At 52.9% G+C, this 26,533-nt stretch carries 24 protein-coding genes and 3 tRNA genes; 20 read left to right on the plus strand and 7 right to left on the minus strand.

Going from position 1 to position 26,533, the window contains the following annotated elements; translation table 11 throughout:
* Nucleotides 1-11: 11 nt before the first annotated feature.
* Nucleotides 12-980, minus strand: coding sequence for an archaetidylserine decarboxylase (asd, locus tag OGX66_RS08170; RefSeq protein WP_003844975.1), 969 nt, complete (start codon nt 978-980; stop codon nt 12-14).
* Nucleotides 981-1,072: 92 nt separating this feature from the next.
* Nucleotides 1,073-2,125 (minus strand): small ribosomal subunit biogenesis GTPase RsgA, encoded by a 1,053-nt coding sequence (gene rsgA, locus OGX66_RS08175; RefSeq protein WP_176690571.1) that lies wholly within the window; start codon nt 2,123-2,125, stop codon nt 1,073-1,075.
* Nucleotides 2,126-2,230: 105 nt separating this feature from the next.
* Here rsgA and orn point away from each other — a divergent pair, with 105 nt between their 5' ends.
* From orn to OGX66_RS08195, 4 genes are all read left to right on the plus strand, one after another.
* Nucleotides 2,231-2,776 (plus strand): oligoribonuclease, encoded by a 546-nt coding sequence (gene orn, locus OGX66_RS08180; protein ID WP_003839477.1) that lies wholly within the window; start codon nt 2,231-2,233, stop codon nt 2,774-2,776.
* A gap of 185 nt (nt 2,777-2,961) precedes the next feature.
* A tRNA-Gly gene (locus OGX66_RS08185) sits at nt 2,962-3,037 on the plus strand.
* A 37-nt stretch (nt 3,038-3,074) separates the two neighbouring features.
* Nucleotides 3,075-3,150, plus strand: a tRNA-Gly gene (locus OGX66_RS08190).
* A gap of 155 nt (nt 3,151-3,305) precedes the next feature.
* Nucleotides 3,306-3,381 (plus strand) — tRNA-Gly (locus OGX66_RS08195).
* A 269-nt stretch (nt 3,382-3,650) separates the two neighbouring features.
* Here OGX66_RS08195 and queG read toward each other — a convergent pair.
* Nucleotides 3,651-4,790 carry a tRNA epoxyqueuosine(34) reductase QueG gene (queG, locus tag OGX66_RS08200; RefSeq protein WP_044699183.1) on the minus strand — a complete coding sequence of 380 codons (1,140 nt, stop codon included), beginning with the start codon at nt 4,788-4,790 and terminating at the stop codon, nt 3,651-3,653.
* On the opposite strand from queG, the gene nnr reads away from it, so the two are divergent.
* From nnr to OGX66_RS08275, 15 genes are all read left to right on the plus strand, one after another.
* Complete coding sequence (gene nnr / locus OGX66_RS08205; RefSeq protein ID WP_032937772.1) at nt 4,789-6,336, plus strand: bifunctional ADP-dependent NAD(P)H-hydrate dehydratase/NAD(P)H-hydrate epimerase; 1,548 nt, start codon at nt 4,789-4,791, stop codon at nt 6,334-6,336. The two genes, queG and nnr, sit on opposite strands and share 2 nt — an antisense overlap.
* Nucleotides 6,308-6,769 carry a tRNA (adenosine(37)-N6)-threonylcarbamoyltransferase complex ATPase subunit type 1 TsaE gene (tsaE, locus tag OGX66_RS08210; RefSeq protein WP_003025570.1) on the plus strand — a complete coding sequence of 154 codons (462 nt, stop codon included), beginning with the start codon at nt 6,308-6,310 and terminating at the stop codon, nt 6,767-6,769. The genes nnr and tsaE overlap by 29 nt, the downstream gene beginning before the upstream one ends.
* A 16-nt stretch (nt 6,770-6,785) precedes the next feature.
* Nucleotides 6,786-8,111 carry an N-acetylmuramoyl-L-alanine amidase AmiB gene (gene amiB, locus OGX66_RS08215; protein WP_088902808.1) on the plus strand — a complete coding sequence of 442 codons (1,326 nt, stop codon included), beginning with the start codon at nt 6,786-6,788 and terminating at the stop codon, nt 8,109-8,111.
* A gap of 9 nt (nt 8,112-8,120) precedes the next feature.
* Entirely contained in the window at nt 8,121-9,986 is a 1,866-nt protein-coding gene (mutL, locus tag OGX66_RS08220) for a DNA mismatch repair endonuclease MutL (protein ID WP_088902807.1), read from the plus strand.
* The gene (gene miaA / locus OGX66_RS08225) at nt 9,979-10,929 is read left to right on the plus strand and encodes a tRNA (adenosine(37)-N6)-dimethylallyltransferase MiaA (RefSeq protein WP_016149447.1); all 951 of its coding nucleotides are present in this window, start codon (nt 9,979-9,981) and stop codon (nt 10,927-10,929) included. The genes mutL and miaA overlap by 8 nt, the downstream gene beginning before the upstream one ends.
* 84 nt (nt 10,930-11,013) lie before the next feature.
* Nucleotides 11,014-11,322 carry an RNA chaperone Hfq gene (hfq, locus tag OGX66_RS08230; RefSeq protein ID WP_003025584.1) on the plus strand — a complete coding sequence of 103 codons (309 nt, stop codon included), beginning with the start codon at nt 11,014-11,016 and terminating at the stop codon, nt 11,320-11,322.
* Between the two features lie 74 nt (nt 11,323-11,396).
* A complete protein-coding gene (gene hflX / locus OGX66_RS08235; RefSeq protein WP_049002362.1) occupies nt 11,397-12,677 on the plus strand; it encodes a ribosome rescue GTPase HflX in 1,281 nt (426 codons plus the stop codon).
* Nucleotides 12,678-12,865: 188 nt separating this feature from the next.
* Nucleotides 12,866-14,119, plus strand: a complete 1,254-nt coding sequence (gene hflK / locus OGX66_RS08240) for an FtsH protease activity modulator HflK (RefSeq protein WP_003025593.1) — start codon at nt 12,866-12,868, stop codon at nt 14,117-14,119.
* Nucleotides 14,120-14,121: 2 nt separating this feature from the next.
* Complete coding sequence (hflC, locus tag OGX66_RS08245; RefSeq protein ID WP_003025595.1) at nt 14,122-15,126, plus strand: protease modulator HflC; 1,005 nt, start codon at nt 14,122-14,124, stop codon at nt 15,124-15,126.
* A gap of 82 nt (nt 15,127-15,208) precedes the next feature.
* Nucleotides 15,209-15,406 (plus strand): DUF2065 domain-containing protein, encoded by a 198-nt coding sequence (locus OGX66_RS08250; protein WP_005122170.1) that lies wholly within the window; start codon nt 15,209-15,211, stop codon nt 15,404-15,406.
* 102 nt (nt 15,407-15,508) lie between these two features.
* Nucleotides 15,509-16,807, plus strand: coding sequence for an adenylosuccinate synthase (gene purA / locus OGX66_RS08255; RefSeq protein WP_003025606.1), 1,299 nt, complete (start codon nt 15,509-15,511; stop codon nt 16,805-16,807).
* Between the two features lie 216 nt (nt 16,808-17,023).
* A complete protein-coding gene (nsrR, locus tag OGX66_RS08260) occupies nt 17,024-17,449 on the plus strand; it encodes a nitric oxide-sensing transcriptional repressor NsrR (RefSeq protein ID WP_003025609.1) in 426 nt (141 codons plus the stop codon).
* Between the two features lie 156 nt (nt 17,450-17,605).
* Complete coding sequence (gene rnr, locus OGX66_RS08265; RefSeq protein ID WP_003025612.1) at nt 17,606-20,068, plus strand: ribonuclease R; 2,463 nt, start codon at nt 17,606-17,608, stop codon at nt 20,066-20,068.
* 70 nt (nt 20,069-20,138) lie between these two features.
* On the plus strand, nt 20,139-20,870 hold the full coding sequence (rlmB, locus tag OGX66_RS08270; protein WP_003025615.1) for a 23S rRNA (guanosine(2251)-2'-O)-methyltransferase RlmB: 732 nt from the start codon (nt 20,139-20,141) through the stop codon (nt 20,868-20,870).
* Between the two features lie 129 nt (nt 20,871-20,999).
* Nucleotides 21,000-22,622, plus strand: coding sequence for an isovaleryl-CoA dehydrogenase (locus tag OGX66_RS08275; protein WP_088902805.1), 1,623 nt, complete (start codon nt 21,000-21,002; stop codon nt 22,620-22,622).
* A gap of 85 nt (nt 22,623-22,707) precedes the next feature.
* Here OGX66_RS08275 and yjfN read toward each other — a convergent pair whose 3' ends face one another.
* Nucleotides 22,708-22,983 carry a DUF1471 family protease activator YjfN gene (gene yjfN, locus OGX66_RS08280; RefSeq protein WP_080953289.1) on the minus strand — a complete coding sequence of 92 codons (276 nt, stop codon included), beginning with the start codon at nt 22,981-22,983 and terminating at the stop codon, nt 22,708-22,710.
* A gap of 147 nt (nt 22,984-23,130) precedes the next feature.
* Entirely contained in the window at nt 23,131-23,460 is a 330-nt protein-coding gene (bsmA, locus tag OGX66_RS08285; protein WP_003025640.1) for a biofilm peroxide resistance protein BsmA, read from the minus strand.
* 182 nt (nt 23,461-23,642) lie between these two features.
* Here bsmA and yjfP point away from each other — a divergent pair, with 182 nt between their 5' ends.
* Nucleotides 23,643-24,392, plus strand: coding sequence for an esterase (yjfP, locus tag OGX66_RS08290; protein ID WP_094544815.1), 750 nt, complete (start codon nt 23,643-23,645; stop codon nt 24,390-24,392).
* On the opposite strand, the gene ulaR is transcribed toward yjfP, so the two are convergent.
* Nucleotides 24,389-25,144 carry an HTH-type transcriptional regulator UlaR gene (gene ulaR / locus OGX66_RS08295; protein ID WP_003839504.1) on the minus strand — a complete coding sequence of 252 codons (756 nt, stop codon included), beginning with the start codon at nt 25,142-25,144 and terminating at the stop codon, nt 24,389-24,391. The two genes, yjfP and ulaR, sit on opposite strands and share 4 nt — an antisense overlap.
* Nucleotides 25,145-25,251: 107 nt before the next feature.
* A complete protein-coding gene (ulaG, locus tag OGX66_RS08300) occupies nt 25,252-26,316 on the minus strand; it encodes an L-ascorbate 6-phosphate lactonase (protein ID WP_003025649.1) in 1,065 nt (354 codons plus the stop codon).
* Between the last annotated feature and the right edge of the window lie 217 nt (nt 26,317-26,533).

Here is a 26,533-nt window from a genome sequence, read left to right on the forward strand (position 1 = left end):
GATTCCTATGTTTAACTTTCGTCTTTTTTGTCGTCAACCAGCGGGCTGGCGTCGTGTTCTGCTTCGATCTCTTCTTTCGCCAGCGGGGCCGGTTCTGTCTCTGGCGTCACGAAAGTCTCGGTCGAGATGGCCATTGGTTGGCCGATTTTGGTCACGGAAAGATCCTGCAACTGCTCAACCAGGTTAACTTTGCCAGGTGCGAACAGGTTGATGACGGTGGAACCGAGCTTAAAGCGGCCCATTTCCTGACCTTTCAACAGCGCCACCGACCCTTCGCTTTCGCCTTCCGGCCAGGTCCAGCGCTTGATGACGCCTTCACGCGGTGGGGTAATGGTGCCAGCCCATGTGGTTTCAATGCTGCCGACGATAGTCGCGCCGACCAGAATCTGCACCATCGGACCAAATTCGGTATCAAACAAACAGATTACGCGTTCGTTGCGGGCAAACAGGTTCGGTACGTTTTGCGCAGTCAGGATGTTTACAGAGAAGAGATCGCCCGGTACATACATCATTTCACGCAGGATACCGTTACACGGCATGTGTACACGGTGGTAATCGCGTGGAGACAAGTAAGTGGTTACAAACGTACCGTTGCGGAATTTGTCCGCCATCTGGTAGTTGCCAGCCAGCAGCGCTTCAAGGGTATAGCTGTGCCCTTTAGCCTGCAGCAATTTGTCTTCTTCGATGTTGCCTAACTGGTTGATCACGCCGTCAGCGGGCATGACCAGTACGTTTGGATCGGTATTAATCGGGCGAGCATCGTCGCGCAGCGGGCGAACAAAGAAGTCGTTAAAGGTGCGATAGCTGGCGGTGTCCGGCTTTTGCGCCTCTTTCATATCGACCTTGTAATATTTCACGAACAGATCGATAACCAATTTGGTCAGCCATCCCGCTCGTTTGCTCGCACCCCAACCCGCCAGGCGAGTGAGCCATAGTTTCGGCAGAATGTATTGTAGCGAAAGCTTAAATGAGTTTAACAAGGTAGCCTCCAGGCCATAATTTGTTCCCGATCCGGCATGTGGACCGGATCCTGAAAAAAGGGGGACGATTCTAGCGATGCTTAGCTTAGTTGTCAGTTGTCTGTATCAGAAAAGTTTTTACGCGTTTTTACCTGCGCCATGCTTTCCAGGATGCGGTGATAATTTTCAAACCGGGTTTCGGCTATGGCCCCTTTTTCTACAGCCTCACGGATAGCGCAGCCTGGATCGGTATCATGCTTGCAGTCGCGGTATTTGCAATGGCCCAGGTAGTCATGAAATTCGACAAAGCCATGCGTGATTTGTTCCGGCTCCAGATGCCACAGTCCGAACTCACGTACGCCAGGGGAGTCGATAACGTCGCCGCCGTGCGGGAAGTGATACAGGCGAGAGGCCGTGGTAGTGTGCTGTCCAAGACCGGAGTTGTCGGAGACATCGTTGGTCAGGATCTCTTCCTGCAGGCCGAGAAGATTATTGAGCAGGCTGGATTTACCTACGCCCGACTGACCGGCAAAAATGCTGATGCGATCGGTTAATGCTTCTTCAAGCGGTTTCAGGCCGTCTTTAGTACGGCTGGATACCATCAACACCCGATAGCCAATGTCGCGATAGTTATCCATCTGTTCGTTAACGAAGGCCATGCCTTCATCATCCAGCAGATCGATCTTATTCAGTACGATAATTGGTTCAACATGTAGCGTTTCGCAGGCTACCAGATATCGGTCGATAATATTGAGTGACAGCTCGGGTAAGATGGCTGAGACAATAACGATCTGGTCGATGTTGGCGGCAATAGGTTTTACCCCGTCGTAAAAGTCGGGACGTGTCAGTACCGAGGTACGATCGTGTACCGCTTCAACGATACCTTTGACATTCACGCCTTCAGCCGCCGCTTTACCTGGGCGCCAGACTACGCGATCGCCAGTAACCAGCGAGCGAATTGTACGGCGGATGTTGCAGCGGTGAATTTCACCGTCAGCAGACTCTACGTCGGCATGCATGCCAAAACGGCTGATAACGATGCCTTCAGCGGTTTCGCCAAACAGGTTGTCGTCGTAGTCGGGCTTCTCCGTGGACGTTTTGAGACGACGCTGGTGATTGGCGTTCACACGGCGCTGTTGGCCTTTGGAGAGTTTATTCTTACTCAATCGGACTGGCTCCTGGTCGCCCATGATGGGCAAAACATTTATGATACACACAATTTTAGAACAATGTAGTCACACTGAATGTGACGCTGAAGGGTGGAAAATAGCATGAGTGCCAATGAAAACAACCTGATTTGGATCGATCTGGAGATGACAGGTCTGGATCCCGAGCGCGATCGCATTATTGAGATCGCCACGCTGGTGACGGATGCCAACCTGAATATTCTGGCAGAAGGACCGACAATTGCGGTGCACCAGTCCGACGAACAACTGGCATTAATGGATGACTGGAACGTACGTACGCACACCGGTAGCGGGCTGGTGGAACGCGTGAAGGCGAGCACCATGGGCGATCGTGAAGCAGAACTGGCCACGCTGGCTTTTTTGAAAGAGTGGGTTCCGGAAGGGAAATCACCTATCTGTGGCAACAGCATCGGCCAGGATCGTCGTTTCCTGTTTAAATACATGCCGGAGCTGGAGGCGTATTTCCATTATCGCTATCTTGACGTTAGTACGCTCAAAGAACTGGCGCGTCGTTGGAAGCCGGAGATCCTGGCTGGCTTCACCAAGCAGGGAACGCATCAGGCGATGGACGACATTCGTGAATCTGTTGCTGAGCTTGCTTACTATCGCGAACATTTTATTAAGCTTTGATTTTGTTCTCCGGTGGCTTGCGTCACCGGCTTTTTGACGCTAAATTGTTCAGCTTGATTGCAAAGTAATCACTTGAACGAATTTTCGAAAAAAACGTATTCAAGGGGGTTGCAGCTAAACGGATTTCTCGTATAATGCGCCTCCCGTAACGACGCAGAAATGCGAATTACGACAGCAACAAATTTGCGGGAATAGCTCAGTTGGTAGAGCACGACCTTGCCAAGGTCGGGGTCGCGAGTTCGAGTCTCGTTTCCCGCTCCAAAATTTGAAAGTGCTTATTAAGCACAGACGCACCCAAGCGGGAATAGCTCAGTTGGTAGAGCACGACCTTGCCAAGGTCGGGGTCGCGAGTTCGAGTCTCGTTTCCCGCTCCAAAATTTGAAAGTGCTTATAAGCACAGACCACCAATCGCAGGATTTCGAATTGCGACAAGGCGGCAACTGAATGAGTCCTTAGGAGCTTACTGAAGTAAGTGACTCAGGCGAATGAAGGCAGCCAACGCAGTAGCGGTTCGAAAGACGAAGATTATGCGGGAATAGCTCAGTTGGTAGAGCACGACCTTGCCAAGGTCGGGGTCGCGAGTTCGAGTCTCGTTTCCCGCTCCAAATTCTTACCTCAATAAAAATATCCACAACGAATAATCGCGTTGGGGACGTTTTGTTTCGTCATTGACATACTCTTGTAAACAGACTTATCCACAGGTTCGGGTATTATTCCTGGAATGCAAAAAGCTTCGCCGGGTAAATAGTATCATTTTAACTAATTGAAATTATTGACTTAATTATCATTTCAAATTGTTAATGCGATCACTTGACGATTTTTTCCTTCTTGAATATCAATGTGTTTTTATTTTTATACACAAGCTGTGGATGACTTAAGCGTCGCGCGGCAGACCCTTCTCAATGACCCTGACCAAACGTTGTTTCTTCGGTAGCTGCACCTCAACTACGCAGGCATTTCGCTTCTCGATTTGCTGAGCAACCGCCCAGTCTATGTGTTCGTCGAGAAGTGGGTGCTCACCTCTGCGACTTTCCAGCGCGAGAATAACAGCGTCATTCCAGGGAGCATTACCCAACGCAACGGCGATATTTCGCAGCCAGCGCAGGTGGCCAATACGACGAATGGCAGACCCCTCCGTGACTTTTAAAAACCACGCTTCGCTCCAGCTAAACAGCTCTATTAACTCCGGAGCATGAAGCTGCTTGCGCGGGTTGAAGTCATCCTCTGTCGTCAACTGTGAATAGCGGTTCCACGGGCAAATGAGCTGGCAATCATCGCAGCCGTAAATTCGATTCCCCAACAATGGACGAAACTCTTCCGGTATCGGGCCTTCCAGTTCGATAGTGAGATAAGAGATACAGCGGCGCGCATCTACGGTGTAGGGTTCAACGATGGCCCCGGTGGGACAGATTGTCATGCAGGCGACGCATTTCCCGCATCCTTCTTCTGCTGGTTGGTCGACCGGCAAGGGTAAATCGATCAGTAATTCCCCGAGGAAGAAAAATGAACCGGCTTCGCGATTGAGGATTAGTGAGTGCTTACCTGTCCAGCCAAGCCCGGCTTTTTCCGCCAAAGGACGCTCAAGAATGGGCGCAGAATCGACAAAAGGTCTAAAATTCAGCGAAACGCAGTGCTGTTGAATCATCTCTCCCAGCTTTTTTAAGCGGTTACGTAGCAGCTTATGGTAGTCGCGGCCAAGCGCGTAACGGCTGACGTAACCCAGAGAAGGGTTCTTCAACGTGCTGGCAAAGGCCGCTTTGGCAGGAAGATAGTTCATACGTACGCAGATGACACGTAGCGTACCGGGCAACAATTCGTGGGGGCGGGCGCGCATCATGCCGTGACGGGCCATCCAGTCCATCTCGCCGTGGTATTGTTTATCCAGCCAGGCCTGCAGTTTGGGCTCTGCTTCGCTGAGGTCGGTATCGGCAATACCGACCTGCTGAAAGCCAAGCTCCAGCCCCCACTGCTTAATATTTTGCGCTAACTGATTGAGATCGAGGGGCTCTGACATGACGGACCATACAATGAAGAAAAACCCCGCAAGTATACCACACTCCATCTGGCACGCCGATGATATCAGGCGGATGGAGCGAGAGGCGGCAGACAGTTTAGGGCTGACGTTGTATGAGCTGATGCAACGGGCGGGAGAGGCGGCGTTTCAGGTCACCCGTGAGGCCTATCCGAACGCCCAACACTGGCTGGTGCTATGTGGTCACGGCAACAACGGCGGTGATGGTTACGTGGTGGCAAGACTTGCCAAAGCGCAGGGTTTTAATGTTACGTTGCTGGCGTACGAGAGTGATAAACCGCTCCCCGAAGAAGCGCAGCAGGCGCACGACGCCTGGCTTAACGCCGGTGGCGTTATTCATGCTGCTGATATTAACTGGCCAGACAGCGTGGACGTCATTATCGACGCGCTGTCAGGTACTGGCTTAAAAAACGCGCCGCGTGAACCTCTCCCGGCGTTGATCGAACGTGCCAATAGCCACCCAGCCCCTACAATTGCAATCGACATTCCCTCCGGCCTGCTTGCGCAGACGGGGGCGACGCCGGGGGCAGTCATCAACGCTGCGCATACCGTTACCTTTATTGCGCTCAAGCCAGGTCTGCTTACCGGTAAAGCACGCGATGTCACCGGACGTCTGCATGTTAACGCACTCGGGCTGGACGACTGGCTGGCGGGGCAGAACGCGCCGCTGCAACGTTTTGATGCTCAACAGCTTGCGCACTGGCTAACGCCGCGTCGGCCCACCTCACACAAAGGCTCTCACGGTCGGCTGGTGATTATCGGCGGCGACCACGGCACGGCAGGTGCAATACGTATGGCCGGTGAAGCGGCGTTGCGTGCGGGGGCCGGGCTGGTCAAAGTATTGACGCGCAGGGAGAACATTGCGCCTGTTCTGACTGCCAGACCAGAACTGATGGTCGATGCGCTGACGCCGCAGACTCTGGAAGAGAGCCTGGCATGGGCGGATGTTGTGGTGATAGGACCTGGGCTTGGTCAGCAGGAGTGGGGTAAAAAAGCGCTGCAAAAAGTAGAGAATTTTCGCAAACCGATGCTCTGGGATGCGGATGCGCTGAACCTGCTGGCAATCAACCCCGATAAACGTCACAATCGCGTGATCACGCCGCATCCAGGTGAAGCCGCGCGACTGCTGGGCTGTTCCATTGCAGAAATTGAAGACGATCGCTTACTTTGCGCACAACGTCTGGTAAAACGGTACGGAGGCGTGGTAGTGCTGAAAGGCGCGGGTACGGTTGTTGCTGCTGAACAAGCTGAGTTAGGTATTATTGATACAGGCAATGCAGGGATGGCCAGCGGCGGAATGGGGGATGTGCTTTCCGGTATTATTGGCGCATTGCTCGGACAGAAGCTTACCCCGTATGATGCAGCATGTGCGGGATGTGTTGCGCACGGAGCGGCTGCGGATGTGCTGGCGGCGCGTTTTGGTACGCGCGGCATGCTGGCGACAGATCTTTTTACCACGCTACAGCGTATTGTTAACCCTGATGTGATTGACGTTTATCATGATGAATCGAGTAATTCCACTACCTGATGAGCAGGCAACTTTAGACCTGGGACTGCGGGTAGCCAAAGCCTGTGACGGCGCGACGGTTATATATTTGTACGGCGACCTGGGGGCGGGTAAAACCACTTTCAGCCGGGGATTTCTGCAGGCGTTAGGTCATAAAGGTAATGTAAAAAGCCCCACCTACACGCTGGTTGAACCCTATTCACTCGATAACTTGATGGTATATCACTTCGATTTATACCGACTTGCGGACCCGGAGGAGCTGGAATTTATGGGGATCCGCGATTATTTTGCCAATGATGCCATCTGCCTGGTGGAATGGCCGCAACAAGGTAAAGGTGTACTGCCAGACCCGGACGTCGAAATACACATTGAATATCAGGCGCAAGGTCGAGAGGCGCGCGTAAGCGCAGTCTCCTCATCGGGTGAATTATTGCTGGCGCGTTTAGCCGAATAACCTTAAGGGTGGCGGGATGATTTATCGCATCAGAAACTGGCTGATGGCAACCCTGGTCCTGCTGTGCGCGCAGGCAGGGGCCGCCAGCCTCTCCGATCTTCAGGTTTCCAATGGCAATCAACAGGCGCGGATTACGCTGAGCTTTATTGGCGAGCCTGAATACGCCGTGAGCCAGGACGGGAAACGCACCGTCGCGCTGGATATAAAACAAACCGGAGTGATTCAGGGATTACCGCTGCTGTTTAGCGGCAATAATCTGGTGAAATCTATCCGCTCCGGCACGCCAAAAGATGCGCAGTCCTTGCGTCTGGTGGTGGATTTAACCGAGAACGGCAAGGCCGAAGCCGTTAAACGCCAGAACGGCGGCAATTATACCGTTGTGTTTACCATCAAAGCGGATGCGCCGCCGCCTCCACCTCCAGTGGTTGTTAAGCGTGTTGAAACGCCGGTTGTCGCCCCTCGTCCTGCCGAGCCTGCGCGTAACCCGTTTAAAGCAGAGAACGATCGCACCACGATGGTGACCAACAGTAATACCTCCACACGACCTGTGGCGCGCGCCAGCACCGGCAGCGGTGAAAAAGTGGTTATTGCCATTGATGCCGGACACGGCGGGCAGGATCCGGGGGCGATTGGCCCTGGCGGCACGCGTGAGAAAAACGTCACGATTGCCGTGGCGCGTAAACTACGCAGCTTGCTCAATGATGACCCAATGTTTAAAGGCGTACTCACCCGTGATGGCGATTACTTTATCTCGGTGATGGGGCGTTCAGACGTCGCACGTAAACAAAACGCCAATTTCCTGGTTTCTATTCACGCGGATGCCGCGCCAAACCGTGATGCCACAGGTGCTTCCGTTTGGGTGCTGTCGAACCGTCGGGCGAACAGTGAGATGGCCGGCTGGTTGGAACAGCACGAAAAACAATCAGAGCTGTTGGGCGGCGCGGGCGATGTGCTGGCAAACAGCCAGTCCGATCCTTATCTCAGCCAGGCCGTACTGGATCTGCAGTTCGGTCATTCGCAGCGCGTCGGGTATGATGTGGCGACCAGCATGATCGGCCAGTTAGAACGTATTGGTTCGATGCATAAGCGCCGTCCGGAACACGCCAGTCTTGGCGTACTGCGTTCGCCTGATATCCCGTCTGTGCTGGTTGAAACCGGCTTTATCAGTAACAACAGCGAAGAACGTCTGTTGGCGAGCGATGATTACCAGCAGCAACTGGCTGAGGCGATATACAAAGGATTGCGTAACTATTTCCAGGCGCACCCGATGCAAACCGGACCGCAGGGCGCGCCGGCGCAAACCGCCAGCGCCATATCGCCGGGTAACACGTTAACAAATTAAGGATTAGCCATGCCGATTCAGGTTCTACCGCCACAGCTGGCGAACCAGATTGCCGCAGGCGAGGTGGTAGAACGGCCTGCGTCAGTGGTGAAAGAGCTGGTGGAAAACAGCATCGATGCCGGTGCGACGCGCATTGATATCGATATTGAGCGCGGCGGCGCGAAGCTTATCCGTATTCGTGACAACGGCTGCGGGATTAAAAAAGACGAGCTGGCGCTGGCGCTGGCGCGTCATGCCACCAGTAAAATAGCCTCGCTTGACGATCTTGAGGCCATCGTTAGCCTCGGATTTCGTGGCGAAGCGCTGGCAAGTATCAGCTCCGTGTCTCGTTTAACCCTGACGTCGCGCACACAAGAGCAGCCTGAGGCCTGGCAAGCCTATGCTGAAGGGCGCGACATGGATGTGACGGTAAAACCTGCTGCGCATCCAGTGGGAACCACACTGGAGGTGTTAGATCTGTTCTACAACACCCCGGCGCGGCGCAAATTTATGCGCACCGAGAAAACTGAATTTAATCATATCGACGAGATTATTCGCCGCATTGCGCTGGCGCGTTTTGATGTGACGATTAATTTGTCTCACAACGGCAAAGTGGTGCGTCAGTACCGGGCAGTGGCCGCGGATGGGCAGAAAGAGCGCCGGCTGGGCGCGATTTGCGGCACGCCGTTTCTGGAGAATGCGCTGGCGATTGAATGGCAGCATGGTGATTTGACGCTGCGCGGCTGGGTGGCCGATCCTAACCACACAACGGCGGCGCTGGCAGAAATACAGTACTGTTATGTGAATGGTCGGATGATGCGAGATCGGCTGATCAACCATGCTATCCGCCAGGCCTGTGAAGATAAGCTGGGAGCCGATCAACAACCCGCTTTTGTGCTGTATCTGGAAATCGATCCGCATCAAGTGGATGTCAACGTACACCCAGCTAAACATGAGGTCCGTTTCCATCAATCCCGCCTGGTGCACGATTTTATTTACCAGGGCGTGTTGAGCGTCCTGCAACAGCAGCTTGAAACGCCGCTGCCGTTGGCTGATGACGACGAACCCGCTCCAAGGCACATCCCGGAAAACCGCGTTGCTGCCGGACGTAACCATTTTGCCGAGCCGGCTCCCGCGCGTGAACCTGCGACACCGCAGTACTCAACTGGCGCTGGAAACGGCAGTAGTGGCGCAGGCCGTCAGGCGGGGGCCAGTTGGCCTCATGCCCAACCCGGATACCAAAAGCAGCAGGGCGAAATTTATCAGAAACTGATGCAGACGCCGGCTCCAACACGTAAAACGCCGGTCTCTGAAACATCATCGGCACCTCTGAGCGGCAGCAGTCAGGGCTTTGGCCGGGTGCTAACGATTGTCGGTGCAGACTGCGCGTTACTCGAGTGCGATGGTCATATTCGGTTGCTGGCATTACCGGTGGCTGAGCGTTGGCTGCGTCAGGCGCAATTAACGCCGGACCAGGGGACCGTTTGCGCCCAGCCGTTGCTGATCCCTTTACGGTTAAAAGTCAACGCCGATGAAAAAGCGGCGCTGCAAAAAGGACAGAGCCAACTGGCTGAGCTGGGCATTGAATTTCAACTGGATGCGCAGCATGTGACCATCCGGGCGGTGCCTTTACCCTTACGCCAACAAAATTTACAAATCTTGATTCCTGAACTGATAGGCTACCTGGCGCAGCAATCCGTATTCGAGCCGGGCAATATTGCGCAGTGGATCGCACGTAACCTGATTAGCGAGCATCCACAGTGGAGTATGGCACAGGCGATTACGCTGTTAGCGGATGTTGAGCGGCTCTGCCCACAACTCGTGAAGGCACCGCCGGGCGGTCTGTTACAACCTGTTGATTTACATTCGGTAATGAATGCCCTGAAACATGAGTGATACCCGTAAGGCGAGCCTGCCAAAGGCGATTTTTTTGATGGGGCCAACGGCCTCCGGTAAAACGGCACTCGCAATTGAATTGCGTAAAGTTTTGCCCATAGAGTTGATAAGCGTTGATTCCGCCCTTATTTACAAGGGGATGGATATCGGTACAGCCAAGCCCGATGCAGATGAATTACAGGCCGCGCCGCACCGATTACTGGATATTCGCGATCCGTCGCAAGCGTACTCCGCTGCGGATTTTCGTCGCGATGCGTTAGCCGAGATGGCCGACATCACCGCCGCGGGGCGTATCCCGTTGCTGGTGGGCGGCACAATGTTATATTTCAAAGCCTTGCTTGAAGGGCTGTCGCCGTTACCGTCGGCGGACCCGGAAGTCAGGGCCAGAATTGAGCAGCAGGCGGCAGAGCAGGGTTGGGACGCGTTACACCGACAGCTTCAGGACATCGATCCGGTGGCTGCGGCGCGTATTCATCCAAATGATCCGCAAAGACTTTCCCGGGCACTGGAAGTTTTTTTCATTTCGGGTAAAACTTTAACGGAGCTGACGCAAACGTCAGGAGATGCTTTGCCGTATCAGGTGCATCAGTTTGCAATCGCCCCGGCGAGCCGTGAACTGCTCCATCAGCGAATTGAGCAGCGTTTTCATCAGATGTTAGCTTCAGGTTTTGAAGCAGAAGTCCGGGCGCTTTTTGCCCGTGGAGATTTGCATACGGATTTGCCTTCCATTCGTTGTGTAGGGTATCGCCAGATGTGGTCATACATTGAAGGTGAAATTTCATACGATGAAATGGTTTATAGAGGTGTTTGCGCCACGAGGCAGTTGGCGAAGCGACAGGTAACCTGGTTGCGTGGTTGGGAAGGGGTGCACTGGCTTGACAGTGAAAAGCCTGACCTGGCGCGAAACGAAGTATTACAGGTTGTTGGTGCTATCGCGAACTGAATGTGTACAATTGAAACGTATCGTGCGCAATTTTTCAGAATCGAAAGGTTCAAAGTACAAATAAGCATATAAGGAAAAGAGAGAATGGCTAAGGGGCAATCTTTACAAGATCCGTTCCTGAACGCATTGCGTCGGGAACGTGTTCCAGTTTCTATTTATTTGGTGAATGGTATTAAGCTGCAAGGTCAAATCGAGTCTTTTGATCAGTTCGTGATCCTGTTGAAAAACACGGTCAGCCAGATGGTTTATAAGCACGCGATTTCTACTGTTGTCCCGTCTCGTCCGGTTTCTCATCACAGCAATAATGCCACCGGCGGCACTGGCAGCAACTACCATCACGGTAGCAACGCGCAAGGTTCATCTGCGCAACAGGACAGCGAAGAAACCGAATAAGGTTATTAGCTGTTTTACATACGGGGAGCCAGCGATCCTGCGTTCCCCGTTGATTTATATTAAGGGGTTGACGCTTGTTTGACCGTTATGATGCCGGTGAGCAGGCGGTACTGGTACACATCTATTTTTCGCAAGACAAAGATATGGAAGACCTCCAGGAGTTTGAATCTCTGGTTTCTTCCGCCGGTGTCGAAGCAATGCAGGTGATTACCGGGAGCCGTAAAGCACCGCACCCGAAGTATTTTGTTGGTGAAGGTAAGGCAATCGAAATTGCCGAAGCCGTAAAAGCGACTGGCGCTGCGGTGGTGATTTTTGATCATGCTCTGAGCCCCGCCCAGGAACGTAACCTGGAACAGTTGTGCCAGTGTCTTGTAATCGACAGGACCGGTCTTATTTTAGATATTTTTGCCCAGCGTGCGCGCACCCATGAGGGTAAGTTGCAGGTTGAGCTGGCGCAGTTGCGCCATATGGCTACGCGTCTGGTCCGTGGCTGGACCCACCTTGAAAGGCAAAAGGGCGGGATTGGTTTGCGCGGTCCGGGTGAAACCCAGCTCGAAACCGACCGTCGTTTGCTGCGTAATCGCATTTTGCAAATACAGTCGCGCCTGGAAAAAGTTGAAAAGCAACGTGAGCAGGGGCGGCAGTCGCGCAAGAAAGCGGATGTCCCAACCGTATCACTGGTGGGATATACCAACGCCGGAAAATCCACCCTGTTCAACCAGATCACCGAAGCCCGGGTTTATGCAGCGGACCAGCTGTTTGCGACCCTGGACCCAACGCTGCGCCGCATAGACGTGGCGGACGTGGGTGAGACCGTGCTGGCGGATACCGTAGGGTTTATCCGCCATTTGCCGCACGACCTGGTGGCGGCATTTAAAGCCACCTTGCAGGAAACACGTCAGGCGACATTGCTGCTGCACGTTATTGATGCTGCAGATTTTCGTGTGCAGGAAAACATCGAAGCAGTCGACACGGTGCTCGAAGAGATCGATGCACATGAGATCCCGACCCTGCTGGTGATGAATAAAATCGATATGTTGGATGACTTTGAGCCGCGTATCGATAGAGATGAAGAGAATAAACCCATTCGCGTTTGGGTATCTGCGCAAACGGGGATTGGTATACCACAACTTTTTCAGGCTTTGACTGAGCGACTTTCCGGTGAGGTGGCGCAGCATACGTTGCGTTTGCCGCCGCAGGAAGGGCGATTGAGAAGCCGGTTTTATCAACTTCAGGCAATAGAAAAAGAGTGGATGGAGGAAGACGGCAGCGTAGGTCTGCAGATTCGTATGCCGATCGTAGACTGGCGTCGCCTCTGTAAACAAGAACCGGCACTGGAAGACTATGTTGTCTGATCTGACGGATATGGCCTGAAGATTTTTTCGCCTCTATACCTTGTGGATTTTGTGCGGCAGGAAGGCGGCAAGTCCTGAAATCTCCAGGAGCATAGTCAACTATGTGACTGGAGTGAGGGACGCAGCCAACGCATCGGCAGCGCAAAAGACGCAGGTATAGCATCGCATAACAAATATGGAGCACAAAAATGGCGTGGAATCAGCCCGGTAATAACGGACAAGACCGCGACCCCTGGGGAAGCAGCAAACCTGGCGGCAACCCTGAGGGAAATGGAAACAAAGGTGGTCGCGAGCAGGGACCTCCCGATCTGGACGATATCTTCCGCAAACTGAGTAAAAAGCTCGGTGGTCTGGGTGGCGGTAAAGGTACTGGTTCTGGCGGCGGTAGTTCATCTCAAGGCCCGCGTCCGCAACTGGGCGGTCGAGTCTTTACTATCGCAGCGGCCGCCATCGTCATTATCTGGGCGGCTAGCGGTTTCTATACCATTAAAGAAGCGGAACGTGGCGTGGTGACACGCTTCGGTAAATTCAGCCATTTGGTTGAACCGGGTCTGAACTGGAAACCGACCTTTATCGATGAAGTGACACCGGTCAACGTTGAAGCCGTGCGTGAACTTGCCGCATCCGGCGTTATGCTGACCTCTGACGAAAACGTCGTGCGCGTCGAAATGAACGTACAGTACCGCGTGACCGATCCGCAGCGTTACCTGTTTAGCGTAACCAGTGCGGATGACAGTCTGCGTCAGGCAACTGACAGCGCCCTGCGTGGGGTTATCGGTAAATACACCATGGACCGTATCCTGACCGAAGGGCGTACCGTTATTCGTAGCGATACCCAGCGTGAACTGGAAGAAACGATCCGTCCGTACAACATGGGTATCACCTTGCTGGACGTCAACTTCCAGGCAGCACGTCCGCCGGAAGAAGTAAAAGCCGCGTTTGACGATGCTATCGCAGCACGTGAAAACGAACAGCAGTACATCCGTGAAGCAGAAGCGTACACCAACGAAGTTCAGCCGCGTGCAAACGGTCAGGCTCAGCGTATTCTGGAAGAAGCGCGTGCGTATAAGACTCAGACCATCCTGGAAGCACAGGGTGAAGTGGCTCGCTTCGCAAAAATTCTGCCGGAATATAAAGCCGCACCGCAAATTACCCGCGAGCGTCTGTATATCGAAACCATGGAAAAAGTGCTGAGCAATACCCGCAAAGTCCTGGTTAACGATAAAGGCAGCAATCTGATGGTTCTGCCGCTGGATCAAATGCTGAAAGGTGGTAGTGCGCCAGCAGCAAAGACTGACAGCAGTTCAAACCTGTTGCGTCTGCCGCCAGCAACGACTTCCAGCACTGGAGCAAGCAATACATCGTCCACCAGTCAGGGCGATATTATGGACCAACGCCGCGCGAATGCGCAGCGTAACGACTACCAGCGTCAGGGGGAATAACGATGCGTAAGTCAGTTATTGCGATTATCATCATCGTTCTGGTAGTTCTGTTCATGTCTGTCTTTGTGGTCAAAGAAGGCGAGCGCGGTATTACTCTGCGCTTTGGTAAAGTTCTGCGTGACGATGAAAACAAGCCGCTGGTCGTTGCACCAGGCCTGCACTTCAAGATTCCGTTTATTGAATCTGTGAAGATGCTCGATGCGCGTATTCAGACCATGGACAACCAGGCCGATCGCTTTGTTACCAAAGAGAAGAAAGACCTGATTGTTGACTCCTACATCAAGTGGCGCATCAGTGACTTTAGCCGTTACTACCTGGCAACGGGCGGTGGCGATGTTTCTCAGGCGGAAGTCCTGCTGAAACGTAAGTTCTCTGACCGTCTGCGTTCTGAAATTGGTCGTCTGGACGTGAAGGACATCGTTACCGATTCCCGCGGTCGTCTGACCCTGGAAGTTCGTGACGCGCTGAACTCCGGTTCTGCTGGCACGGAAGATGAAGTGGCGACTCCGGCAGCTGATAGCGCGATTGCCGAAGCGGCTGAACGTGTTCAGGCTGAAACGAACGGTAAAGTACCGGTCATCAACCCGAACAGTATGGCGGCATTGGGCATCGAAGTGGTTGACGTGCGTATTAAGCAAATCAACCTGCCTGCTGAAGTGTCCGAGGCTATCTACAACCGTATGCGCGCTGAGCGTGAAGCGGTAGCACGTCGCCATCGTTCACAAGGCCAGGAAGAGGCGGAAAAACTGCGTGCAACGGCGGACTATGAAGTCACTAAAACGCTGGCAGAATCTGAGCGTCAGGGCCGTATCATGCGCGGTGAAGGCGATGCAGAAGCCGCTAAGCTGTTTGCCGATGCGTTTAGTCAGGATCCTGACTTCTACGCCTTCATCCGTAGCCTGCGTGCTTACGAGAAGAGCTTCGAAGGCAACCAGGACGTGATGGTCATGAGTCCGGACAGCGATTTCTTCCGCTACATGAAGACACCGAGTTCCGCGACACGCTAATCGCGTTCCAGCGGTTTTAAAGCAGCAAAACCACCGGCATCTCCAGGGATGCGGTGGTTTTCTTTTTATATAAGGGCGATGGATGAATTCAACAATTTTGCTGGCGCTCGCGTTGGTTTTGGTGCTGGAAGGGCTGGGTCCGATGCTTTATCCCAGAGCATGGAAGAAAATGATCTCTGCAATGGCGCAACTTCCCGAAAATATTTTGCGTCGTTTTGGTGGAGGTCTTGTGGTTGCGGGCGTAGTGGTCTACTACATGTTGAGGAAAACGATTGGCTGATTATTAAGTAGACTAATTTGCGGATTTTCGCATGCAAAAAGTGCTGTATATCTGAAAAAGCGGTGGTAGAATCCATTTTTAAGCAAACGGTGATTTTGAAAAATGGGTAACAACGTCGTCGTACTGGGCACCCAATGGGGTGACGAAGGTAAAGGGAAGATCGTCGATCTTCTGACTGAACGGGCTAAATATGTTGTGCGCTACCAGGGTGGTCACAACGCAGGCCATACTCTCGTAATCAACGGTGAAAAAACCGTCCTCCATCTTATTCCATCAGGTATTCTTCGCGAGAATGTCATCAGCATCATCGGTAACGGTGTTGTTCTGTCTCCGTCCGCGCTGATGAAAGAAATGAAAGGACTGGAAGATCGTGGTATCCCGGTTCGCGAGCGCCTGCTGCTGTCTGAAGCTTGTCCGCTGATCCTTGATTATCACGTTGCGTTGGATAACGCTCGTGAGAAAGCGCGTGGCGAGAAAGCGATCGGTACTACCGGTCGTGGTATCGGTCCGGCTTATGAAGACAAAGTAGCTCGTCGCGGTCTGCGTGTTGGCGATCTGTTTGATAAAGCAACCTTCGCTGAAAAACTGAAAGAAGTGATGGAATATCACAACTTCCAGCTGGTGAATTTCTATAAAGTTGAAGCAGTTGACTACCAGAAAGTGCTGGATGATGTGATGGCTATCGCCGACATCTTGACCTCGATGGTTGTTGATGTTTCCGATCTGCTGGACCAGGCGCGTAAGCGTGGCGATTTCGTCATGTTTGAAGGTGCGCAGGGTACGCTGCTGGATATCGACCACGGTACCTATCCGTACGTAACGTCCTCCAACACCACCGCAGGTGGCGTGGCAACCGGCTCCGGCCTGGGCCCACGTTATGTGGACTACGTTCTGGGTATCATCAAAGCTTACTCTACTCGTGTAGGTGCGGGGCCGTTCCCGACTGAACTGTTTGATGACGTTGGCGAGTTCCTGTGCAAACAAGGTAACGAGTATGGCGCGACCACCGGTCGTCGTCGTCGTACCGGCTGGCTGGACTCCGTTGCTGTACGCCGTGCAGTACAGATTAACTCCCTGTCTGGCTTCTGCCTGACCAAACTGGACGTACTGGACGGTTTGAAAGAGGTGAAAATCTGTGTCGCTTACCGTATGCCGGATGGCCGTGAAGTAACGACTACTCCGCTGGCAGCAGACGACTGGAAAGGTATCGAGCCGATTTACGAAACCATGCCGGGCTGGTCTGAATCTACCTTCGGTGTGAAGGAACGTAGCGGTCTGCCGCAGGCTGCACTGAACTACATCAAGCGTATTGAAGAACTGACCGGTGTGCCGATTGATATTATCTCAACTGGCCCAGACCGTACTGAAACCATGATCCTGCGCGACCCGTTCGACGCATAATTCTGGTTATAGCGTGGCGTCGAATGGCGCTGCGCTTGCAATATCTCAAGCCGGATAAGGTGCTTTGCATCAGAATCCGGCTTAAAATCACGTAAGTTCCTCGCTTTTTTCCTTCCCGAACTGAAATAAATTAGCGACCTGGCTGGTGGCTGGTTTATCATCAATATAATTAATACCACCAGGTTTATCCGTTTTATCCCTTTTCCTGAGGTTGATGTGCAGTTAACAAGTTTCACCGATTACGGATTACGTGCGCTAATCTACATGGCGTCACTTCCCGAAGGACGTATGACCAGTATTTCTGAGGTGACAGAAGTCTACGGCGTGTCCCGTAATCATATGGTCAAAATAATCAATCAACTTAGCCGGGCGGGCTTTGTTACTGCTATTCGAGGAAAAAATGGCGGTATCCGCTTGGGTAAACCCGCTAAGGATATTGGTATTGGTGATGTGGTTCGCGAGCTGGAACCCTTATCGTTGGTCAATTGTAGCAGCGAGTTTTGCCACATTACCCCAGCCTGTCGACTCAAACAGGCGCTTTCTAAGGCAGTGCAAAGTTTTCTCACGGAGCTGGACAACTACACACTTGCTGATTTGGTTGAAGAGAATCAACCGCTTTATAAATTATTGCTGGTGGAGTAATGAAGTCCAAAGTATTTCGCGTCGCATCGCGGCGGCAACTGAGCGAGTCGCCAGGAGCTTACAAAAGTAAGTGACTGGTGGGAGCAAAGGCAGCCAACAAAGAGGCGTCGTGAAAGACGAAGGAATTCCATCAGAGCTGACAATGGAGGAACCTCAATGTCACAAGATCCTTTCCAGGAACGCGAAGCTGAAAAATACGCGAATCCTATCCCAAGCCGGGAATTTATCCTCGAACATTTAACTAAACGTGAAAAACCGGCCAACCGTGATGAGCTGGCCGCTGAACTCAACATTGAAGGTGAAGAGCAGCAGGAAGCACTACGCCGCCGTCTGCGCGCGATGGAGCGTGACGGACAACTGGTCTTCACCCGTCGTCAGTGCTATGCGCTGCCGGAGCGTCTCGACCTGCTGAAAGGTACCGTTATTGGCCACCGTGATGGCTACGGCTTTCTGCGCGTTGAAGGCCGCAAAGATGACCTGTACCTGTCCAGCGAGCAGATGAAAACCTGCATTCATGGCGATCAGGTGCTGGCGCAGCCGCTGGGCGCGGACCGTAAAGGTCGTCGCGAAGCGCGTATTGTGCGCGTACTGGTGCCAAAAACCAGCCAAATTGTCGGTCGCTACTTCACCGATGCTGGCGTTGGGTTTGTCGTCCCTGACGACAGCCGTCTGAGTTTCGATATCCTGATCCCGCCGGAAGAGGTGATGGGCGCTCGTATGGGCTTTGTGGTCGTCGTTGAACTGACCCAACGTCCGACTCGCCGCACCAAAGCGGTGGGTAAAATTGTAGAAGTGCTGGGTGACAACATGGGAACCAGCATGGCCGTTGATATGGCCCTGCGTACTCATGAAATCCCATATATCTGGCCGCAGGCTGTTGAGAAACAGGTCGCCGGACTGAAAGAAGAAGTGCCGGAAGAGGCGAAAATAGGACGTGTCGATCTGCGCGACCTGCCGCTGGTGACTATCGATGGCGAAGATGCGCGTGACTTCGACGATGCGGTTTACTGCGAGAAGAAACGCGGCGGCGGCTGGCGTTTATGGGTGGCGATTGCCGACGTAAGCTATTACGTTCGCCCGCCGACTCCGCTGGACCAGGAAGCCCGCAGCCGTGGCACATCCGTTTACTTCCCGTCGCAGGTTGTCCCGATGCTGCCGGAAGTGCTTTCTAATGGATTGTGTTCGCTCAACCCGCAGGTGGACAGGTTGTGTATGGTCTGTGAAATGACCATTTCGTCGAAAGGCCGTTTAACCGGCTTTAAATTCTACGAAGCGGTCATGAGTTCCCATGCACGTCTGACCTACACCAAGGTCTGGCACATGCTGCAGGGCGACCAGGAGCTGCGTGAGCAGTACGCACCGCTGGTCAAACACATTGAAGAGCTGCATAACCTCTACAAAGTGCTGGATAAAGCCCGCGAAGAGCGCGGCGGTATCTCGTTTGAAAGTGAAGAGGCGAAGTTTATCTTCAATGCTGAACGCCGTATTGAGCGTATTGAGCAGACGCAGCGTAACGACGCGCACAAGCTGATTGAAGAGTGCATGATCATGGCGAACATCTCAGCGGCGCGATTCGTTGAGAAAGCCAAAGAGCCAGCACTGTTCCGTATTCACGATAAGCCGACGACCGAAGCGATTAACTCGTTCCGTTCCGTCCTGGCAGAGCTGGGACTGGAGCTGCCAGGTGGCAACAAACCTGAGCCGCGCGATTACGCTGAACTGCTGGAGTCGATTGCTGACCGTCCTGACGCAGAAATGCTGCAAACCATGCTGCTGCGTTCGATGAAGCAGGCGATTTACGATCCGGAAAACCGTGGTCACTTCGGCCTGGCGCTGCAATCTTATGCACACTTTACTTCACCGATCCGTCGTTACCCGGATCTCTCCTTGCACCGGGCGATTAAGTATCTGCTGGCGCAGGAGCAGGGCCATAAAGGCAACACCACTGAAACGGGTGGCTACCATTATTCGATGGAGGAGATGCTGCAACTGGGTCAGCACTGTTCGATGGCCGAGCGCCGTGCTGACGAAGCCACGCGCGATGTCTCTGACTGGTTGAAGTGCGACTTCATGCTGGATCAGGTGGGGAATGTCTTCAAAGGCGTGATCGCCAGCGTCACCGGATTTGGCTTCTTTGTCCGTCTTGATGAGTTGTTTATCGACGGTCTGGTGCATGTCTCCTCCCTGGATAACGACTACTATCGTTTCGACCAGGTTGGGCAGCGCCTGACGGGTGAATCCAGCGGTCAGATGTATCGCCTGGGCGATCGCGTGGAAGTTCGCGTGGAAGCAGTCAACATGGACGAGCGTAAGATCGACTTTAGCTTGATCTCCAGCGAACGTGCGCCGCGTAATGAAGGTAAAACTGCGCGCGAAAAAGCCAAAAAAAGCGATGCGGGTAAAAATACCGGTAAACGTCGTCAGATGGGCAAAAAGGTGAATTTCGAGCCGGATAGCGCTTTCCGCGGTGAGAAAAAAGGCAGAGCCAAACCTCAGGCGGAAAAGAATGCGGCTGAGAAGAAAGGCGACAAAAAAGCGAAAAAGCCATCGGCAAAAACGCTTAAAATTGCTGCCGCCACCAAAGCTAAACGTGCGGCGAAAAAGAAAGTCGCACAATAACTGCCATAAACAGTAAGTCGGGCAATCTCGTGTTGCCCGCGTTATGCATAAACTATTAACGAGTACATTCATGAGTGAAATGATTTACGGCATCCATGCGGTGCAGGCTCTGCTGGAACGTGCGCCTGAGCGCTTCCAGGACGTCTTTATTCTCAAAGGTCGTGAAGATAAACGCCTGCTGCCGCTGATCCACGCACTGGAAGCACAGGGTGTTGTCATTCAACTGGCTAACCGTCAGTTTCTGGATGAGAAAAGCGAGGGTGCGGTACATCAGGGGATTATTGCTCGTGTGAAGCCGGGCCGTCAGTATCAGGAAAACGATCTGCCGGATCTGATTGCTACGCTCGATCAGCCGTTCTTTTTGATCCTCGATGGCGTCACCGACCCGCATAACCTGGGGGCATGCCTGCGTAGCGCCGATGCCGCTGGCGTACATGCTGTAATCGTACCGAAGGATCGTTCCGCTCAGTTGAATGCTACGGCGAAAAAAGTGGCCTGCGGTGCGGCAGAAAGCGTACCGCTGATCCGCGTGACCAACCTGGCGCGCACCATGCGTATGCTGCAGGAAGAGAATATCTGGATCGTCGGAACCGCTGGCGAAGCCGACCATACTCTCTACCAGAGCAAAATGACCGGACGTCTGGCGCTGGTGATGGGAGCAGAAGGTGAAGGTATGCGCCGTCTGACCCGTGAACACTGTGACGAACTGATCAGTATCCCGATGGCAGGTAGCGTTTCGTCGCTGAACGTTTCAGTTGCGACGGGCATCTGCCTGTTTGAAGCAGTCCGTCAGCGCAGCTAAACTATCTCCCTGATTTCTCTCTTCTCTCAAGCCATCTTTCGGGATGGCTTTTTTGTGACCGTTGTCCCATGCGTTCTCTCTGCTGCCTGACCATACTTAAAGCGACGGCCATTGACGGAGGGAGACACAATGCACTGGCAAACGCACACCGTTTTTAACCAACCTGTACCGCTCAATAACAGTAACTTATATTTGTCCGACGGCGCGCTGTGCGAAGCGGTTATCCGTGAAGGCGCTGGCTGGGATAGCGATCTTCTCGCCAGTATTGGTCAGCAGCTAGGGACTGCCGAGTCGCTCGAACTGGGTCGTCTGGCCAATGCTTTTCCACCTGAACTATTGCGCTACGACCCGCAGGGGCAGCGGCTGGATGATGTGCGTTTTCATCCTGCCTGGCATTTGCTGATGCAGGGATTGTGCGCCAACCGCGTACATAATCTGGCCTGGGAAGAAGACGCGAGGCAAGGAACATTTGTTGCCCGGGCGGCGCGTTTCATGCTGCATGCGCAGGTTGAAGCAGGCACGTTGTGTCCGGTGACCATGACGTTTGCCGCCACACCGCTGTTACTTCAAATGTTACCCGCCCCCTTTCACGACTGGCTGACGCCGCTGCTAAGCGACCGTTATGACTCGCATTTACTGCCCGGAGGGCAAAAGCGCGGGCTACTGATTGGTATGGGTATGACCGAAAAACAGGGTGGTTCAGATGTGCTGAGCAATACCACTCAGGCAGAACGTCTTGTCGACGGCTCGTATCGGCTGGTGGGACATAAGTGGTTTTTCTCCGTGCCGCAAAGCGATGCCCATTTGGTGCTGGCCCAGGCAAAGGGCGGCTTATCCTGCTTTTTTGTACCGCAATTTTTACCTGACGGGCAGCGTAATGCCATCCGTCTTGAACGACTGAAAGATAAGTTAGGCAACCGCTCCAACGCCAGCTGCGAGGTTGAATTCCACGATGCGATTGGCTGGCTATTGGGCGAAGAAGGGGAAGGTATCCGCCATATCCTGAAGATGGGCGGGATGACGCGTTTTGACTGCGCGCTCGGCAGTCACGGCATGATGCGACGTGCTTTTTCCGTCGCGATTTATCATGCGCACCAGCGACAGGTTTTTGGCAAGCCATTGATTGAACAGCCGATGATGCGTCAGGTATTAGGCCGGATGGCGCTCCAACTGGAAGGGCAAACGGCGCTACTGTTTCGACTGGCGCGGGCCTGGGACCGTCGTGCTGATGCCAAAGAAGCGCTGTGGGCCAGGTTGTTCACGCCAGCAGCGAAATTCTCCGTTTGCAAGGTCGGTATGCCGTTTGTGGCTGAGGCGATGGAAGTGCTGGGCGGGATTGGCTATTGCGAGGAGAGTGAGCTGCCGCGCCTGTATCGTGAGATGCCGGTAAACAGTATCTGGGAAGGCTCCGGCAACATTATGTGCCTTGATGTATTGCGGGTACTGACAAAACAACCCGGCATCTACGATATGCTCAGCGAAGCCTTTGCGGAGGTAAAGGGGCAGGATCGACATTACGATCGGATGGTGCGTCAGCTACAGCAGCGTTTACGTAAACCCAGTGAGGCATTGGGACGAGAGATTACGCAGCAGCTTTTCCTGCTCGGTTGCGGGGCGCAGATGTTGCGTTATTCTTCTCCGCCAGTGGCGCAGGCCTGGTGCCAAATGATGCTTGATACGCGGGGTGGACTACGATTGTCTGAACAGGTGCTGAACGATTTGCTCCTGCGGGCAACGGGGGGGTTACGGTAATAACTTGCCTGATGGCGACGCGGGTGCGTCTTATCATGCCTACGCTCAGTCCAGGTCAGATAAGTTTACGCCATCCGGCAATCTGTTACGCATAAAGTATGGCCTGTACGCGCCAGTTGTCGGGCTGCTGGTCTTCGTACATCTGAATGATCCGATACCATGAGGCACCTTGTTCATCCGCTTTTAACGCGATTACACGTTCTACATCCTGCGGATTCCCTGCAATGTTACTGACAGAGATCAGGCCAATTTCGTTCAGGCCAGTAACGCAGTCAGCACTGGCGAATTCGGCAGACTGCGCCGTAGTGTCTGCCAGTCCAGCAGAAAGCAGCAGTGAGGATAAGGCAAGAGATTGTTTCATCGTCAGCTCCATTATTCGTACCCCTACACACGGCAGGGCATTCCATCGCGATAATAAACCTCAAGCTTCCTGCTGTTGGTTTATTGTGCACAGGTAAACGCATAGAGGCGCAAAGCAATGTAAAGCTGACTAAATTTCAACCCAATGTTATTTACGATACAAAATTGCCTGTGAATACCATTGGCCTGTCACGATGGTTTCATCTACTAATAAAACCACGTAGTAATCAGCTTTAGCCGCGACGGCTTTGGCACGGATCTCTGCCAGCGCATCATCCGGAGAGCCTCTTACCAGCGCGCTAACCGTCCCTAATCGCTGTAACCCATTACTCTGGTCACGGCGGATCTCCTGCGGGTGGTCGGCAACGGGCGGTGCGGGTTGCGGCGTTCCCTGTAGCACGCTACAGGCGCTTAAAAACATAACCAGCAACAAAGAGGCAAACCGACGCATAACTCTATCTCGTTTCCTGATAGCCATAGTGTAGTGCCTTATTAATTTCCCTTTAGGGGAATGTTCCCGAATTGTTATCTCTCACGCGATTTTCGAATGAAAATGTTGCGAAAGCGTAACCCAGTTCTCAACATTATGAATCATTGCCGAACACATTCGCTTGCGTTAAGTATTGCTGCATGGCATACCAGAAAAAAAGGGGGCAACAAATGATAGAAATTGAGACACGACAGTTAGCTGGTATCCCTGTCCTGCACGCCGTTCCGGCTGGTAAACGCGAATGTTCACTCCCTTGTATTCTCTTTTATCACGGGTTTACATCTTCAAGTCTGGTCTACAGTTATTTTGCTGTTGCGCTGGCTCAGGCCGGATTTCGCGTCGTCATGCCAGATGCGCCCGAACATGGCGCCCGCTTTAAAGGTAATGCTCAGGAGCGAATGTTCCGCTTCTGGCATATATTGCAGCAAAACATGCAGGAGTTTACGACGTTACGTGCGGCTCTGGTGGCAGAAAATTGGCTTTCAGATGAGCGGCTTGCCGTCGGTGGGGCATCGATGGGGGGAATGACTGCATTGGGCATAATGGCGCGCCATCCTGAGGTTAAATGTGTAGCCAGCCTGATGGGCTCAGGCTATTTTACCCGGCTTGCGCAGACGCTTTTTCCTCCTTTACAGGTTCAGACCCCAGAGCAACAGGCGGAGTTTGATGCCGTTATCGCCCCGTTTGCCGAATGGGATGTTACGCATCAGTTGCCACGCCTCGCCGACAGGCCGTTGTTGCTGTGGCATGGACAGGATGATGATGTTGTACCGGCAGTTGAAACCTTCCGCTTACAGCAAGCGCTGATTCAGGCAGGTTTGGACAACAATCTGACCTGCCTGTGGGAAGCGGGCGTACGGCATCGCATCACGCCAGAAGCGTTGGCCGCAACAGTGACGTTTTTCCGCCAGCACCTTTAAACGCGCATAATGCTCACGCCCTGAGCTTCAAGCTGTTGCAGAATCTCAGGGTTTGCATTTTTGCCGGTAATGAGCATATCGATTTGATCGGCGCGACTGAACAGCATTCCCGCACGTTCACCGACTTTACTGCTATCGACCAGCACCACCAGTTTACCCACCACGTTAAGCATCTTCTGCTCGGCCATCGCGGTCAGCATATCGGTTTTATACAGTCCGTCCGCGGTCAACCCTTTGCCGCTGGTAAACATCCAGTGTCCGGCATACAGGCTATTTTCACTGCCTTGCGGGCTAAGCGTGATGGATTGGCTTTTGTTATATTGCCCTCCCATGATGATCACGCTGTCATGCTCCTGGTCGATCAGATAGTTCGCCAGCGGCAAATAATTGGTGATGATCTGCACCGGCTTGCCGCACATTTCGCGACCCAGCAGGAAAGCGGTCGATCCGCAGTTGATCACTACGCTTTCACCCGCATTCACAAGCTGGGATGCTGCCTTGGCAATGCGAACTTTTTCATCGTGGTTCTGCGCCTGGTGCAGATTCATTGGCGTCCAGCGCGGCCGCTGCTGGGTAATAGCTTCTGCGCCGTTGCGTACTTTTTTGAGTTTGCCGCTTTCGTCGAGCTTGTTGATGTCCCGGCGCGCAGTGGCGGGTGAAATCCCCAGACGCTCAACTACGTTCTCAACGGTAACAAAGCCCAACTGCGCCAGCATATCCAGCAATATTTGATGTCTTTGTGCTTCAGTCATGAGCTATTCCGATACAAATTGATTTGAAAAGATGATATTTGAAATAGCCTGGAAATACTAAAGTAAATGGGAAAAAAATGCCGGGATGGCCCGGCATTTTGTGTGGATCACAAGAACGATTTAAACGGTAAATCCGGTTCAATGGTGAAGCAGTCATCAAAGCCGCGCGGATAGTGATATTCAAAGTTATCTTTGTCCAGCGGCCAGGTGAACTTGCCACCTACCTGCCAGATGAATGGCTTAAAGCCATACTTAAGGCGATCTTTTTTCATCTCCCACAGTACGCGGATCTCCTGCGGATCGGCCTGAAAGTTTGACCAGATATCATGATGGAAAGGGATCACCACTTTTGTATTCAGGGCCTCCGCCATACGCAGCATGTCAGAACTGGTCATTTTGTCCGTAATACCCCGTGGGTTCTCGCCGTAGGATCCGAGTGCGACGTCGATCTGGTGCTCGTTGCCATGCTTTGCATAGTAGTTGGAGTAGTGTGAGTCGCCGCTATGATAAAGCGTACCGCCCGGCGTTTTGAACAGATAGTTTACTGCGCGGGCATCCATACCATCCGGCAGTACGCCAGCGGCTTTCTGATCGGCGGGCAGGGTGATTAACGCAGTACGATCGAACGCATCAAGCGCATGAATTTCAATATCTTTCACTTTTACCACATCGCCTGGTTTTACCACGATGCAGCGCTCTTTTGGTACACCCCAACCGATCCACAGATCCACACAAGTCTGCGGTCCAATAAACGGCACGTCGTCGGCACAGTTCTGCATGACGGCTGCCGCAACATTTACGTCGATGTGATCGTTATGATCGTGCGTGGCCAGCACCGCATCGATCTGACGAATGGCAAACGGATCAAGAACAAACGGCGTGGTGCGCAGGTTTGGCTGCAGCTTCTTCACCCCTGCCATGCGTTGCATCTGGTGACCGGTTTTCATCAGCGGGTTACCGTGACTCTGTTTGCCCGTGCCGCACCAGAAATCGACGCAGACGTTAGTCCCGCCTTCCGACTTCAGCCAAATTCCGGTGCAGCCGAGCCACCACATCGCGAAAGTACCTGGTGCGACCTGTTCCTGCTCGATCTCTTCATTCAGCCAGCTTCCCCACTCCGGGAATGTGCTCAGGATCCATGATTCACGCGTGATGCTTTTTACTTTACTCATCGCAATTACCTTCATGTTTATTCAAGTTGAATCAAATTGTGATTTGTTTTGATTGATACTGACATCATTTTCTCAAGAAGGCAATGCGTTGATTTTTGATGTTGAATGAAAAATTGTTAACAAATTACAACGTGACAAGATGGTTTATATGAAATGTATTTTTTTATTTTATTGTTTTAAATGGATTTATTTTGAAGTGAATGAATTCGGAGCAAAT

Source organism: Citrobacter sp. Cf072 (assembly GCF_030334485.1).
GTDB lineage: Bacteria > Pseudomonadota > Gammaproteobacteria > Enterobacterales > Enterobacteriaceae > Citrobacter > Citrobacter freundii.